This is a genomic window from Moorena sp. SIO3I6 (assembly GCF_010672095.1).
This window is the reverse complement of record NZ_JAAHHU010000021.1, coordinates 41,682-55,071: the sequence shown is the minus strand read 5'-3', so window position 1 is coordinate 55,071 and position 13,390 is coordinate 41,682. Positions and strand designations below refer to the sequence as shown.

Genomic DNA, 13,390 nt, shown 5'->3' with positions numbered 1-13,390 from the left:
AACTGGGGGAGGGTTTTCTTTTGGGAAAAATAGTCTGGATTGTTCCTTAAATTTGGTAAGTGGCAAACAAGAGGGCAAGAGTTAATGGAACAGCGATTCTGTTCATACCAGCTAAATCTGTCAGCCAGTAAGTAGTTGTATTGATGTCGAAGCATGTCAAGCCATCTTTCTATCTCCGCTTCTTGTGACTTAGTTAACCTTAGCCGGTACTGATAGGCTGTTATCATTGTTGCCATCTCCTGTTTTTCGACCTATTATCAAGATAACATTCGTATTTACATATGTTAAAACAAAATTAAATACAAAAATTTAATGATTAGGTTGACTGGCTTTGAAAAGAAGCAACTGAAACAGGAAGCTGACCGCAGGGGAATGACGTGCTCTGAGTTACTTAGGAGTTTAATAGCTCGCTTCCGGGATCCCAAAGACTCTGTGTAAAATTCATCCCTGGAGACGAAACCTTAGAATAGTGGAGCCTTTATGGTTGGTCGGCTATGGGTAAAAGGGTTAAAACTTTTTGATTAAGGCTCCACTATTCTTACGGTAACTTTAAGCACTCATCCTTACGGATTGAGACGTGGGGCTTCTTTTACCGGCCAGCTAACAAGCGAGAGTTAGTTCTTTGTTTAACTTTGGAATTTAACGGACATGGGCAGTACTGGATTCGAACCAGTGACGTCCTGCTTGTAAGGCAGGCGCTCTACCGCTGAGCTAACCGCCCGTATGCAATACTTACTTACTATAGCATATTTTTCCAAAGACGACAACAACTATAAAAAATATGTCCTCTGGCTATATACATGATCGCATAACCTTGTGGAGTTTGCCAGTAGTCACGGTTTTGAGCCTGGTAGTAACCCGGAGTAGTGATTTGACCTTGATTGTAGCTGGAGGTTTCCTGTTTGGAGGCTTGATGTTTAGCCCTGATTTAGATCTATACTCTCGACCCTTTAAGCGTTGGGGCTGGTTGCGCTGGATTTGGATTCCTTATCAGAGGATGGTGCCTCACCGTTCTATTTTTTCTCATGGACCAGTGATTGGAACAATTTTGCGACTGCTTTATCTAGCCAATTGGCTCGTCTTGTTTGGGGGTGTGGGATTGCTGGTGTTTCAGCTATTCCAGGATGAACCAGATCGTTGGCTAGAGCTGATTCAAGGGCTGGGCGGTAGGGTGTGGGAATATCGTACCTGGTTGATGGCCTGTGTGGTGGGATTGGAGTTGGGTGCGATCGCGCATTTTGTCAGTGATTGGGGAAGTTCCGCTTATAAGCAGTTTAAAAAAGGGGGGATCACGGGGTTATGGTCTCCCAAGCAAGGGAGGAGCAAGGGTAGGGGTGCTGGTAAGACTAAACCACAAAGACGCAAAGCACGCAAAGGCAAAAGGTAAGCATATGCGCTACGCGCAGGCTACGCCAACAGCTATCAGCTGTCAGCCGTCAGCTAATCAACGGGAGGTAGTAAACAAGGTGGGGGGTGCTGGTACGGCTGGTTGAAAATCCCTGCTCGCTTTACTGATCCGACCCCGTACAGTTAAAGCGCCTGAAAGCTGATAGCACTTCAAGTAGCATGGGCATAAGCTGATAGCTAATAGCTGATAGCTGATAGCTGATAGCTGATAGCTGAATGCTTACCTAAAATTTGGCATTAGTGGTGAATTTCGTTAAGAATAATTAAGTTGCGTTTCGCTTTTCGGTTTTATGTCTACTTCCCCGGAACAAGCTCAGCCAGTTGATCAGGTTTCGATGTTGGCGGCTTTGCAAGAGTTGATTGATGTGGTAGCCAGATTGCGATCGCCTGAGGGTGGTTGTCCTTGGGATTTGGCTCAGACCCCTCAGTCCCTAATTCCTTATGTGATTGAAGAAGCTTATGAAGTAGTGGATGCGATTCGCAGTAACAATCAAAATGCGATCGCAGAGGAGTTGGGGGATTTGTTATTGCAGGTAGTTCTGCAAGCTCAGATTAGTAGTGAGCAAGGTCAGTTTACCTTGACCGAGGTAGCTCAGGGGATTACTCAAAAACTAATCCGCCGTCATCCCCATGTGTTCGGTGATGTCCAGGTTGATAATGTCGAGGAGGTGCGTCAAAACTGGGAGGACATTAAGGCAGCAGAGAAAGGAGAAACCGTTGCGGATAAGCAATTATTGAGTCATAAACTCAGTCGCTATAGTAAAACCCTTCCCCCCCTAATGGCTGGGATGAAGATATCGAAAAAGGCCGCTAGTGGTGGGTTTGAGTGGGATAATGTTGAGGGAGTTTGGGATAAGTTTCACGAAGAATTGGCTGAGTTTCAACAAGCACTTGAACAGGACGATAAAGCCCACCAGGAAGCAGAATTGGGAGACGTACTGTTTACTCTGATTAATATAGCGCGTTGGTATGACCTTGACCCTTCAGCTGCTTTGCAGGGAACCCAAGCACGCTTTATTGAAAGGTTAGCCCAAGTGGAAGCATTGGCTGAGCGCCCACTGTCTGATTACACCTTAGATGAGTTGGATGCTCTCTGGCAAAAGGCTAAAGCACTGTTAGCTCAGAAGTAGGGTCTCCTTAGAAGAATTCAGCAAAGTTAGTGGGAGTAGAAAGTGGGTATTCAACCGGACTTGATTTAACAGGGGGTATAGCCCCACATCCCCAAGCTCCGGAAAAAGGTTAAAAATATAAACAACAGCCATTACCCTATAGTATAATGTTGGCTCCAGTTCGTCTTATTCCCGGTGCTATACCAGAACTATTTGCTAAAGTTAGCAGCTCTGGAAAAATTACTCTTGCTGATCGATATGGATTGATGGCAGCACTATTGGAGGATTCACTCACCTCCGAAGAGAGAGACTCCATCGACAGATTGCTCCACGCTGTAAATCGGGGCAGGGTGAAGCTTGCTACCTAGTGCTTTGACTATAGGTAGTTGATTCGTATCCTTGAGAAAAGGATATATAAAACGATAGATAAAAAGAAACCCCCATTGATGTGAGGGGCATGGGGGGCTGGAGAAAACATTGAATCTACTCTATTTCATTAAACAGGAATGTGAGTCGATTTGATAGGCATTCTGGCGGAGATTTATGATTTCCTGGCTTTGCCCTTGATTTAGTCCCTTTCATCGATTGGTGATTGGGCTTCTGGTTTCCCTGTCAGAGGTTTGACTACTTTTGCGATCGCTTCACTGACAAAGGCTTTAATAAACTCATCGCGCTGGTTTAACTGAAACTGCTTCTGCACCACTTCACTCATCCCTCCATCTCCCCAGTCTTGGTCATTGCGGAAGTATTCAATAAAGCTTTTCCCAGCAATTCGGATCAGATAAGCAGCGGTTACCCCCTGAATCGCTTTGCCGACAATATAGGTGGCAAGATTAAACCTTAGTGTAGTGCTAAGGATTTGAACCGCTCCCTTGACAATACCCAAACTAGCTAAGGTTTTTCCCAAGGATAGGGCTAATTCCCGACCCCTTTCCATATTCAGTTCACAGCCGTAGATTTTGCCAATTTCCACCACCATTTGGGCATTGACTGCTGCAGTTGCTAACAAATCCACCACGGGTAAGGGAGTCAGAGAAATTACACTCGCCCCAATCCACTGGAACCGTTCCACCACTTTCTCTGCTTCTCGCCTGCGCTGCTTGTCGAGGATGTGTCGAGCTTCTTGGCCTAACCGTTGGGATTGTAGCAGAATGTTATCAGCAATCAACTCTTCTCCCTCTGCTCTTAATACAGCAGCTAAGCGACGGATTAAGGGCAAAATTTCCGGTTCAGGTTGACAAAGCTGACCATTTTCTAGGGTAACAGGCTGGGGATTGGCTGCGATCGCAACTACATCTGAACCAGCAATAAAGCTCCTTACTCGGTGGCGCAATCGTGCTAGAATCCTCTCTGAGTCTTGTTCCGTGTACAGGTCAATTTTATTGAAGACCAGAAGCGATCGCTTCCCAATCTCTGCCAACTTTCGGAATGGATCATACTCTGAGTGTCGTAAGTCGTTATCCACCACAAACAACAACAAATCTGCTTCCGTTGCCAGATGTCGTGCCCATTGCTCTCGCTGAGTGCCAACCACGCCAGATTCTAAAATTCCTGGTGTATCAGTAATCAGAATTGGGCGTTCTAATCCCTTCAGCTTTAGTTTGTAGGTTTCCCCAACCTCCGTCGTTCCCATGGGCGCACCGACTTCACCCACCATCCGACCAATCAAAGCATTCACTAGAGAAGTTTTCCCCGCTGAACCAGTACCAAACACTACCACTAACAGTTCCCCACGGGAGAGGATAGCTTCAATTTCCTCAGAGCGACGCAGCATCGCTTGCCGTGACACTTCATCCTGAATCTGTTTGACCTGTTGCCTTACTGCTTTAAGGGTTTCTTCTGCTGCTTCAGTTTTTACCTCCGGGGCTTTAGGTTCCAGACGACCTTTACCTGGCCGTTTCCGGGATTTACCAAATAACCCCATGGTGTAGATTAAGGCCCATATTAGTAGCCCTAGCAAGGTAATCACCAACAGCAGCAGTAAATTAGCCAGTACCGGAGCAGTAAAGGAAATTTGGATATATAGTTGGTATATACCATTAATCAACCAAAGCATTAGCCCCAGAATAATAATGAGGCCAATAATTAGGGTTAGTAGACGTGGCAGGGGCATGGAAGATAGGATAGGTTTTAATTATTAATCTTAGAAGATCCGGCAAGAATTCCCCCATCTCCAGCAACCCGAGACGCTGTCCAATAAAACTCCGGATATCTTTCCCCTGTTGCCTGTTGCCTGTTGCCTGTTGCCTTTCGCTATATAAGCTATCAGCAATTTATAATTGATTTTGGAAAGAACTGTTTAAAACTGACTGTTTAAATCTGTAAAAAAAACAATGAACTTATTCAATAGTATTCTCAGTGCCATTAATAGTCCTACACAACAAGCTAGTTCTAGTCAGCTAGGGGATATTCTGGACACGGTACAGCAGTTGAGTGGTAACCATCACACCAATCCCTCAGCGGTGCAATCTGCCACCTCAATTGTAGGTAAGTATGTGCGTTCAGCGCTGCAACAAAAGCGCAGAAATGAAGGAGATGAGCAGGTACAAGCACTAGTTAATCAATTTGGTGGCATTGGTGCTAGTTCTCAAGTGGTCAATATGCTCTTTAGTGCGCCTCAGATCCAGGAGCTTGTTGGAGAAATTACCAGCAAGACAGGCATTAATGCTGGTATCATTCAAGCCATGCTACCCACCCTGGTACCCGTGGTGTTGAATTTCCTCAAGACTGGCACCAATATTGAGAATCCCCTTGGTTCTAATTCTGTACTCAGTGGCTTTCTAGATGCTGATGGGGATGGGGATGTGGATATTTATGATGCCATGCAGCTGGCATCACGGCACTTAGGACGTTAATCAAAAGTGCGATTCGTTGGCCTAGGAAGAAGCACGAGTTGCTGGAATCAGTAACTTAACCAGTTTTGACAGCTGGGGTTTATCAAAGGCTTGGATGAGTACCTTGGCGGCGGCTTTTGGTTCTAGCACAATAGTAATTTCCTTACCCTTAGTGGTTCGGCTTCGCCCAGTAGATCCTACAGCTGCTAGTTTTTGCAGTGCTGAACTCGGAGCGATCGCAGCCGCTGCCTTTCGCAACTCGTCTAGATTACCCTGTGCTGCTTGCAACTGGTCACTAGCTTCTTTGAGTTCTTTGATCACTAATGGTGCTAACTGGATATAGGAGTTTTGAGGATTTGCGATCGCTTTATGGCAAACTACCACTAATTTATGCCAACTACCAATCCCAGCCCCCAGTTGAGCCAGACGCTTACAAAGCTTTTGAAGTTGTTGGCGATTGGTTGGTGTGGAAGATTGTTTAAACAGCTCTAGCATATCTTTAAGCAGGCTAATCACCTTCGGCCCAAAGTCTGGGGGAAATTTACCTTTTGCTGAAGAAGAAGCTTTGCTAGTCGAAACTTGATCAGAACGAATCGCTTTTTCAGCAGCAGAGCTAGAAGCCATTGCGGCTGGTAATTGACTCTCACCACTGACCAAAGTTTTGAGATAATTCTGTAATTGTTCAAAGCCTGGCTGAGCTGCTTTTATAATTTTTTCTGCTTCACTTTGCTCAAACCCAAACGGTCCTTCCAACAGATCAATCAAAGCTTTGAGGGTATCATAACTCTTTAAAAACAGAGTCTCCAGCTGTTGATCAACCTTAATCTTATTCTCTTGAAGTACTTTGAAAGAATCCTCTAAACGATGGGCAGTCTTTTGAATACTTGTATATCCCAACATCGCCGCCCCGCCTTTTACAGAATGAGCAGCGCGAAACAATTCATTAACCGTCTCTGGTTCATTGACCACTGAGCCCAGATTTAACAGTCCCTGTTCAATGGTTTCCAGGTGTTCTTTCGCTTCTTCAATGAAATAGCCTAAAATCCTTTGCTGATTCCCAGCTTCCACGGCAATTTTTCCTTATCAGAACGGCTAATCACAACAGATTGATGATAATCATCAGAGCAACATTCGATCTGGTGAACGCAGTTTTAAAATCAGTAGACCATAGCGTTGGTTACAGCAACAGCTTATTCTGAGCTTACCTCCAAATCAGCTATTGGGCTATCAATGGTCAAAACTGCTCTTAGATCTTGAGTTGGATCTCTATTGTGGCATCCCACACCAAGTCAGCAAAGACTTTACGCCAGCTTAAAAGCACAAGGAATAGCTAGGGTTAGCTTGAAGCCGACACTTACCTGTTCGGGTAAGCTTCATATTTTATCACCAATCGATTGCAGGCACCGATAAGAATAGCTTATCTCCGGATAAAACTTCCTAATTTAACATAATCATTTACATACAAAAAGTATTCTTAACATTATGTTACATTAAAATTAACACTATGTCATGTTGGCGCAGCTGCCAGCTATGGATACCCCAAATGGATACTATTGAGCTTCTAGAGCGTTATTCAGCAGGTGAGAGGGATTTCCGTGGAGTAGATCTCCAGCAAATCAACCTGAGTGAAGTCAATCTGACTGGAGTAATTTTCAGACGAGTCAACCTAGCTGACGCCAACCTGAGTCTCGCGGTTTTACAGGAAGTCAACCTTAATCAGGCAAATCTGACTGGAGCGAAACTGTGGCGAACCAATTTGAAAAAAACCTCTCTAGTGCAGGCTAACTTGAGTCAGGCATTTATGATTCGGGCGAATCTGACTAGAGTAAACCTGCGCCAAGCTATTCTAACCCGAGCCGATTTAAGATTAACCGTTCTTCAGGATACCGATTTGCGAGGAGCCAATTTAACCAGGGCAGACCTACGCTACGCTGACTTAAGAGGGGCTAACTTGACTGGTGCTTGTCTGCACCAGGCAGACTTGACTAGGGCAAATCTGTGTGATGCTGACCTTTCTCAAGCAAACTTGAGTGGAGCAATTTTGAGTCAGGTAGACTTGAGACGGGTTACTCTCTCAAATGTAGATTTGGGTCAGGCTGAGCTTTCTGGGGCAACGGTACCAGATCAACTCAGTAGTGAATATTCAAACTTCCAAAAGCTAACAGCTAACAACTAATAAATAATCCCTTGATCAAAAGGGTTGGTTTGATCAAAAGGGTTTGTTTGATCAAAAGGGTTTGTTGAGGTAAAACTATCCCCCTCATGGGTGGAGTGGGACTAATTAGGGAGGGATTTCTAGGTGAATAATCCGAATTCGTTACTGGGAGATTTACGGCAAGAGTTACCAGATCTGCGCTGCCAAATGTACTTCAAATCTTCCTTGACAGCTCTTTCTCATGCCATGGAAGACCTCGTGCTAGCAGTGGATGACTCTCCCTTGGTGATTGCCAATTTCCAGCATGAAAAGTTTTATCGTCAGGAAGTCCACCGCTATCAGCGAATTGCCCAACGTACAAACCAAGTTTATGTGCTGGCGGCACCAGAATCCGAGTCTGGCTTTGCTGTGGTTGAACAATCCTTAGAAATTATCCCCTTAGACCCAAATGATGGTCTTGCCCAAGAGTGGCACCTGGTGATTTTGGCGCAGAAGTATACAGCTTGCCTAATTTGTCGAGAACAACTGACACCAGCAATTTCGATCGATCAGGCGCGCAGGTTTGAGGGATTTTGGTCCTTTGACCCCCGGGTTACTATTCATGCTGCTCGACTGTTACTGGGACGGATTGCTAGTTATCGACCAGAACTAGCCCCAAAAGTGGAGCAGGTATGGCAGCACTATGGTTTGACCACAGAGCTCCCAGAGAAAACATTGTTGCTGACGAGTGCAGGGATTGATATTAGTATTTTTGCTCAGCGGCTGGTAACTTATCTGCAAGCTAGTCAATATAAGCTCCTGAAAGCTTATCGAGTCCTGACCACCAAAGAAGGCAAGGAGCGTCTGATTAATGCCATCACCGCCACCATCCGTCGCTCCCTCAATCCCCAAGATGTTCTAGCAGCGACAGTAAAGGAGTTAGGAAACACCTTTAATTCTTGCCGTTGCCTGCTTTACCGCTGTAGTCCTAGTGACCAGCAAGCAAAAATTGAGTATGAATCGGTTGCTTCTGGTTTACCGTCCCTCACTGGACAGATGTGGTCGTTAGCAGATAATCCTCTAATTCAAGTCGCTCTAGCTCAGGAACGAGCCATTGCCATTGCTGATGTTACTGGAGCTCCCAACTTACACAATAACCCAGCTCTGAGGACAACTATTGAGCGTTGGCAGATTCGATCTTGGTTACTGGTACCAATACACTATCAAGGAACACTGCTGGGGATGCTCGAACTTCACCATGGCGGTTCGGAAGCCTATAGATGGCTCGAAGACGAGATTGATTTAGTAGAAGCGATCGCAACTCAAGCTGGGGTAGCGTTGAATCAAGCCCAAGCTTATACTGACTTAACTCAACTCCATAACCAACTAGAAGCCCTAGAACGAACCCGCAATAATCTGATTGCTATCGTTGGTCATGAATTACGAACTCCCTTATCAACTATTCGAGTTTGCCTAGAAAGTTTAGAGAGTGAACCAGAAATGCCAACGGAGTTTCGGCAAACTATGCTTGATACGGCGTTAACCGATGCCGAGCGCATGCGTAAACTGATTCAAGATTTCCTCACTCTGTCTAAGTTAGAAAGTGGTCAGACATCCCGTTACCCTGAATCCATCCAGATTATCGAAGTCCTAGACTTGGCTCTTTCTGCTCTGAGATCAATTTGGTCACCAGATACACTACCAGAAATCAACGTTAAACTACCCTCTGTGTTACCTACAGTCCTAGCAGATGGTGAAGGATTGGTAGAAGTCTTAACCAAACTCCTAGATAATGCCTGTAAGTTTACTGAGCCAGGGGGTAAAATCACTATCCAAGCCCAAATTAATGAAACTCAACCTGATTCGGTGGGATTGATAACCAAGAATCGCCACCGTAATCCTATGCTAGAAGTAATTGTAGCGGATACAGGTAGGGGTATTGAACCCAGTCAGCTAGACGCAATATTTGAAAGTTTTTATCAAGAGGAAGATTCACTCCGACGCACTGTTGGTGGCACAGGTCTTGGTCTAGCTATTTGTCGTCAGATTATTAAAGGTATGGGTGGAAAAATTTGGGCTAAGTCTGAGGGGAAAAATCAAGGTAGTCAATTCCACTTTACCATTCCATTAGAATCATCCCAAACCTTGTTGACTGTTGACTATTGATCTTTAATCTTAAACCTACCCTACACCGAACGCCAAAGGCCAACAACCTTCAACCTTCAACCTTCAACATTTAACACTTAACATTAAACATTTAAATTTTAACCTTCAACCTTAAACTCTTGATCCTAATTTCTCGAATAACCGAGCAACCTTTTTTAAATCTTTATCACCTGGTGTTCGCTCTACACCACTGGATAGATCAATCCCACTGGGTTGCACCAACGTTAGGGCATCTAAGACATTATCTGGTGTCAAGCCACCAGCTAGTAACCAAGGGATAGTGGGACGAAATTTTTGTAGCCTTTGCCAGTCTAAGGTTTTACCAGTGCCGCCCAACATTTTTCGATGGTAAGCATCTAGCAATAGTGTATCTACACAACTCAAATAACTATCTGCCTGATTTAAACATTCTGGAGTTCTTATCCTTAAGGCTTTAATAATTTCAATCTCTGGTAAAGCTTGGCGCAGCTTTTGGCAAAATTCTGGGGATTCATTACTATGCAGCTGAACGGCATTTATCCCTGAATCAGCGACAATTTGAGTGATTTCTTCCGTAGAGGTATTAGCAAACACACCAATGCGGTCAACTGATACGGACAAGTGGTTGACCACGACTTGAATTTGCTGGGGTGTAACGTAACGAGGAGAGCCTGGTACACAAATAAAGCCTAATGCTGTTGCTCCCAATTTTGCGATCGCATTTCCTTGCTCCGGTTTCGTAATGCCACAAATTTTTACACGCATTGTTACTTGTTACTTGTTAGTCGTTACTTGTTAGTCGTTACTCGTTACTCATTAATTTCGATTTTCGCTATTCTCTCCATATTTCCCGCTCAAAGCGCAGCATTTCCAGAGAGCCATCTCCATAAAGTGCTTCAATGTGCTCCAAACAGCAGTCAATGGCAAAATCATTTAAATCTGCTTCCTCCACCCCATACATATCCTGAAATACCTCAGGTTCCACCCGACAGAAACGAGGTCGATGGGGATAAATACGACATTCACGGGTGGTGTGGTCGAAATTTATACACCATCCCCCCTCACCTACCATACTCAAATATAGCGCTAGCTCTTCTGGTAGCAGATACTCCTCTAATCCTGGACGCTCAGCTGGGTCAAGATGACAGCAAGCGCCACATTGCTTTACACAACTCCAAGTGGCCATGACTTTGAAAAAAGAGCTACAAACTTACAGCAGATCTAGCTTAGCGAGTTTTCACCCGTGATAGGTGTGGTCAGGCTTGCCGTTGAGTTTTGTATATTTTTGTAAACTTACTTAAAAAAAACAGATCATTACCCAGTAATATCTAAGGGATGGATTGTGATTAGTCACCATCGGCTTTGTTGGGTTAATTCTGGAGAACACATGTATTTAGCTTTTTTAGATTTTATAGGTAACATCGATTGGGTATTGATTGCTCAGTTGACTATGCTGGCAGCTGTTGTGATTGCTGGTCCAGTGGTCATTTTCGCCCTATATGCTCTTAGAGGCGACCTTTAATAGAGGGTTGAAGGTGAGGGGGTTGAAGGTTGAAGGTTGAAGGTTGAACGCGCACGCGTGGCCTTTTGGCCAAGGTTCAGTAGAAAACCTGCAACCTGTAACTGGTTAACTTTCAACTCGCCAGCAACCTATAACTTGTTAACTTTCAACTTGTCAGCAACCTGTAACTTGTCAACTTTCAACTCCTTAGCTGAGTCCCAACGCACGAGTTGCTGCTTTGATCAAGGGGTAGTAAGGAGGTTTAGTGACATTAACTTCTTTAGCATCTTCCCGTTTAGTACCCAAAAGTCCAATGCGTTGTCCTTTCTGAATCGCTAGGACTTTCCCTTCCGGGTTTCTAATCCTTAGTTCATTTAAAGATTCCCAAAGGCTACAGGTGTAGCGGCGCTGATTGTAATAAAATTCTGCTTTTTTGGGGCTTGAGGTACTAGTAACTACGGGTAGACGGACACCCACTAACTCTAACTCAATGGTCGTGTTGCCCTCCCAATGATGCTCTCGCAACTTGTAGGCAATATCTACTCGTTTAGGTAAAGGGAAGTATTCCCCCCAACGCCAAGCAATAGCTTGAATCGTGACTGGTTGATTGTCCTGATTCAAGGTAAGCTTAATGTGTCCCTTACCAACAACTCGTTGCTCAAGGATTTGGACATTGGCACTCCAAAAGACAGGATCCCGATTGCCAATGCCACAGGGGTGAAGCAGATCTAATTGCTGGTAGAGGTTAGAGGTAATTTGAGGGAATTCTAGGCTAGCGTCGATAGCAACTAGGGGTTTGAGGTGTTCAGGTTTTAGAGATTGATGGGCAAAACGGCTAAGGGATTCTTCAAAAGCGCTTAAGTTCTCAGCAGGTAGGGAAAATCCGCCAGCTGCTTTGTGTCCTCCATATTTGCCCAGTAACTCTTTGCAGAACTCTAAGGCTTCAAAAATATTGAATTCAGTTATGCCCCTTGCTGAACCGCGAATGTGTTGTTGGTCGTCGTCTTCATAGGTTCCAATAAAGACTGGGACACCATAGCGCTCTACTAATCGGGAGGCAACAATGCCAATCACTCCATGATGCCAATTCGGTTGGACAATCACTAATACTCGCTTCTGTTGCCAATCTATTCCAGTGTCTTCAATAAATGCGATCGCATCTTGTTCAATATCAGCACACAATTGCTGACGCCGTTGGTTCACTTCTTCACACTGCATTGCCCTCTCACGTGCTACTTCGGGTGCAGTAGTCGTCAGCAGTTCAATTACAATTTGGGGATCCGATAAGCGACCAATAGCGTTAATTCTTGGTCCTAGTCTAAATCCAATATCCTCCGGCTTAAGGGATTTTTGGTCATCTTTAACCCCAGTTATCTCGATTAATGCTTGAACTCCTGCTAATTGAGATTGAGGCAATAACCCTAAGCCTCGCTTTAACCAACGTCGGTTGATCCCCGTTAAAGGGGCTAAATCCGCAATAGTTCCCAGAGTAAATAGTTCTAACAGCTGTTGCGTCAAGCCTTTGAGTTGACCCAGTTCTTGTGCTAGACAGATAGCTAAAATGTAAGCTATCCCTACACCAGCTAAACTTCGGTAGGGTGACTCTTCCGGCAATTGCTTAGGATTGAGAATGGCATCAGCGTCTGGAAGTTCTGGAGGTAGGTCATGGTGGTCAGTTACAATAACCGTTATTCCCAGTTCTACAGCTCTAGCGATAGGTTCATGGGCAGCAATACCATTATCAACCGTTAAAATCACACCCACCCCTTCCTCCGCAAATTCTTCCACAATCCGTGTATTGATGCCATAACCCTCTGTCATCCGGCTCGGGATGGCGTAGTCTACATCCGCCCCCAACCAGCGTAATGCTCTGAGTAACAAAGCCGTGCTGGTCATGCCATCAGCATCGTAGTCTCCACAGATAGCGATTTTTTCTTGATTTGCGATCGCTTCAGTGAGCATCTCGACACTAATTGCCAAATCGGGAAATTCATCAATTGGTGCAGGCATCACCTGAGATAGGGGATTGAGGAAAACCTGCGCTTGTTCAGAGGTTTCAATACCCCGATTAATCAGGAGTTGAGCGATTAGGGGGGAAATGCCTCTAGCTTGGGCGAGTTGGTTAGCTTGTTCAGTTTTGAGGGGGGCAATTTCCCAACGCTGATTAGGCAATTGGGGATGGGGTTTGGATGGGGTGGGTGAGAGGTGGTTGTGCACAGGTGTCGTGATCGAACAACAATAGCCCATACTATCACCCATG

Annotated in this window: 13 protein-coding genes and 1 tRNA gene; 7 read left to right on the top strand and 7 right to left on the bottom strand. The window is 44.9% G+C overall.

Annotated features, from left to right (window positions below; genetic code table 11):
- Positions 1 to 227 (bottom strand): helix-turn-helix domain-containing protein (locus tag F6K49_RS08985; protein ID WP_293095953.1); only part of this gene is annotated, 227 nt, incomplete at its 3' end.
- A 422-nt stretch (positions 228 to 649) separates the two neighbouring features.
- Positions 650 to 721, bottom strand: a tRNA-Val gene (locus tag F6K49_RS08980).
- A gap of 60 nt (positions 722 to 781) precedes the next feature.
- On the opposite strand from F6K49_RS08980, the gene F6K49_RS08975 reads away from it, so the two are divergent.
- The 3 genes from F6K49_RS08975 to F6K49_RS08965 all read left to right on the top strand — a co-directional run bounded on the left by F6K49_RS08975 (position 782) and on the right by F6K49_RS08965 (position 2,884).
- Positions 782 to 1,387: a metal-binding protein gene (locus tag F6K49_RS08975; protein WP_293095950.1), complete on the top strand. Its 606-nt coding sequence runs from the start codon at positions 782 to 784 to the stop codon at positions 1,385 to 1,387.
- A 310-nt stretch (positions 1,388 to 1,697) separates the two neighbouring features.
- Positions 1,698 to 2,537, top strand: a complete 840-nt coding sequence (mazG, locus tag F6K49_RS08970; RefSeq protein ID WP_293018416.1) for a nucleoside triphosphate pyrophosphohydrolase — start codon at positions 1,698 to 1,700, stop codon at positions 2,535 to 2,537.
- A 146-nt stretch (positions 2,538 to 2,683) separates the two neighbouring features.
- Entirely contained in the window at positions 2,684 to 2,884 is a 201-nt protein-coding gene (locus tag F6K49_RS08965) for a hypothetical protein (RefSeq protein WP_075898656.1), read from the top strand.
- Positions 2,885 to 3,084: 200 nt separating this feature from the next.
- Here the strand turns inward: F6K49_RS08965 and F6K49_RS08960 are convergent, their stop codons facing one another.
- Positions 3,085 to 4,629: a GTP-binding protein gene (locus tag F6K49_RS08960; protein WP_293095948.1), complete on the bottom strand. Its 1,545-nt coding sequence runs from the start codon at positions 4,627 to 4,629 to the stop codon at positions 3,085 to 3,087.
- Between the two features lie 220 nt (positions 4,630 to 4,849).
- Here F6K49_RS08960 and F6K49_RS08955 point away from each other — a divergent pair, with 220 nt between their 5' ends.
- On the top strand, positions 4,850 to 5,371 hold the full coding sequence (locus tag F6K49_RS08955) for a hypothetical protein (protein WP_293066922.1): 522 nt from the start codon (positions 4,850 to 4,852) through the stop codon (positions 5,369 to 5,371).
- A 21-nt stretch (positions 5,372 to 5,392) separates the two neighbouring features.
- On the opposite strand, the gene F6K49_RS08950 is transcribed toward F6K49_RS08955, so the two are convergent.
- Complete coding sequence (locus tag F6K49_RS08950) at positions 5,393 to 6,418, bottom strand: Hpt domain-containing protein (RefSeq protein ID WP_293095945.1); 1,026 nt, start codon at positions 6,416 to 6,418, stop codon at positions 5,393 to 5,395.
- Between the two features lie 475 nt (positions 6,419 to 6,893).
- On the opposite strand from F6K49_RS08950, the gene F6K49_RS08945 reads away from it, so the two are divergent.
- Entirely contained in the window at positions 6,894 to 7,526 is a 633-nt protein-coding gene (locus F6K49_RS08945; protein ID WP_293066918.1) for a pentapeptide repeat-containing protein, read from the top strand.
- 123 nt (positions 7,527 to 7,649) lie between these two features.
- The gene (locus F6K49_RS08940) at positions 7,650 to 9,650 is read left to right on the top strand and encodes a DICT sensory domain-containing protein (RefSeq protein WP_293095942.1); all 2,001 of its coding nucleotides are present in this window, start codon (positions 7,650 to 7,652) and stop codon (positions 9,648 to 9,650) included.
- A 111-nt stretch (positions 9,651 to 9,761) separates the two neighbouring features.
- Here F6K49_RS08940 and F6K49_RS08935 read toward each other — a convergent pair whose 3' ends face one another.
- Together F6K49_RS08935 and F6K49_RS08930 are read right to left on the bottom strand one after the other, a co-directional pair.
- On the bottom strand, positions 9,762 to 10,394 hold the full coding sequence (locus F6K49_RS08935; RefSeq protein WP_293018395.1) for a phosphoribosylanthranilate isomerase: 633 nt from the start codon (positions 10,392 to 10,394) through the stop codon (positions 9,762 to 9,764).
- Between the two features lie 67 nt (positions 10,395 to 10,461).
- Complete coding sequence (locus F6K49_RS08930; RefSeq protein ID WP_293095940.1) at positions 10,462 to 10,815, bottom strand: YkgJ family cysteine cluster protein; 354 nt, start codon at positions 10,813 to 10,815, stop codon at positions 10,462 to 10,464.
- A 201-nt stretch (positions 10,816 to 11,016) separates the two neighbouring features.
- On the opposite strand from F6K49_RS08930, the gene F6K49_RS08925 reads away from it, so the two are divergent.
- Positions 11,017 to 11,151 carry a photosystem II reaction center protein Ycf12 gene (locus F6K49_RS08925; protein ID WP_008178400.1) on the top strand — a complete coding sequence of 45 codons (135 nt, stop codon included), beginning with the start codon at positions 11,017 to 11,019 and terminating at the stop codon, positions 11,149 to 11,151.
- Positions 11,152 to 11,337: 186 nt separating this feature from the next.
- Here the strand turns inward: F6K49_RS08925 and recJ are convergent, their stop codons facing one another.
- On the bottom strand, positions 11,338 to 13,389 hold the full coding sequence (gene recJ / locus F6K49_RS08920) for a single-stranded-DNA-specific exonuclease RecJ (protein WP_293018391.1): 2,052 nt from the start codon (positions 13,387 to 13,389) through the stop codon (positions 11,338 to 11,340).
- Between the last annotated feature and the right edge of the window lies 1 nt (position 13,390).

Coding starts and splice junctions, on each gene's coding strand:
- F6K49_RS08975 (WP_293095950.1), top strand. CDS start 782: ATGTCCTCTGGCTATATACATGATCGCATAACCTTGTGGAGTTTGCCA.
- mazG (WP_293018416.1), top strand. CDS start 1,698: ATGTCTACTTCCCCGGAACAAGCTCAGCCAGTTGATCAGGTTTCGATG.
- F6K49_RS08965 (WP_075898656.1), top strand. CDS start 2,684: ATGTTGGCTCCAGTTCGTCTTATTCCCGGTGCTATACCAGAACTATTT.
- F6K49_RS08960 (WP_293095948.1), bottom strand. CDS start 4,629: ATGCCCCTGCCACGTCTACTAACCCTAATTATTGGCCTCATTATTATT.
- F6K49_RS08955 (WP_293066922.1), top strand. CDS start 4,850: ATGAACTTATTCAATAGTATTCTCAGTGCCATTAATAGTCCTACACAA.
- F6K49_RS08945 (WP_293066918.1), top strand. CDS start 6,894: ATGGATACTATTGAGCTTCTAGAGCGTTATTCAGCAGGTGAGAGGGAT.
- F6K49_RS08935 (WP_293018395.1), bottom strand. CDS start 10,394: ATGCGTGTAAAAATTTGTGGCATTACGAAACCGGAGCAAGGAAATGCG.
- F6K49_RS08930 (WP_293095940.1), bottom strand. CDS start 10,815: ATGGCCACTTGGAGTTGTGTAAAGCAATGTGGCGCTTGCTGTCATCTT.
- F6K49_RS08925 (WP_008178400.1), top strand. CDS start 11,017: ATGTATTTAGCTTTTTTAGATTTTATAGGTAACATCGATTGGGTATTG.
- recJ (WP_293018391.1), bottom strand. CDS start 13,389: ATGGGTGATAGTATGGGCTATTGTTGTTCGATCACGACACCTGTGCAC.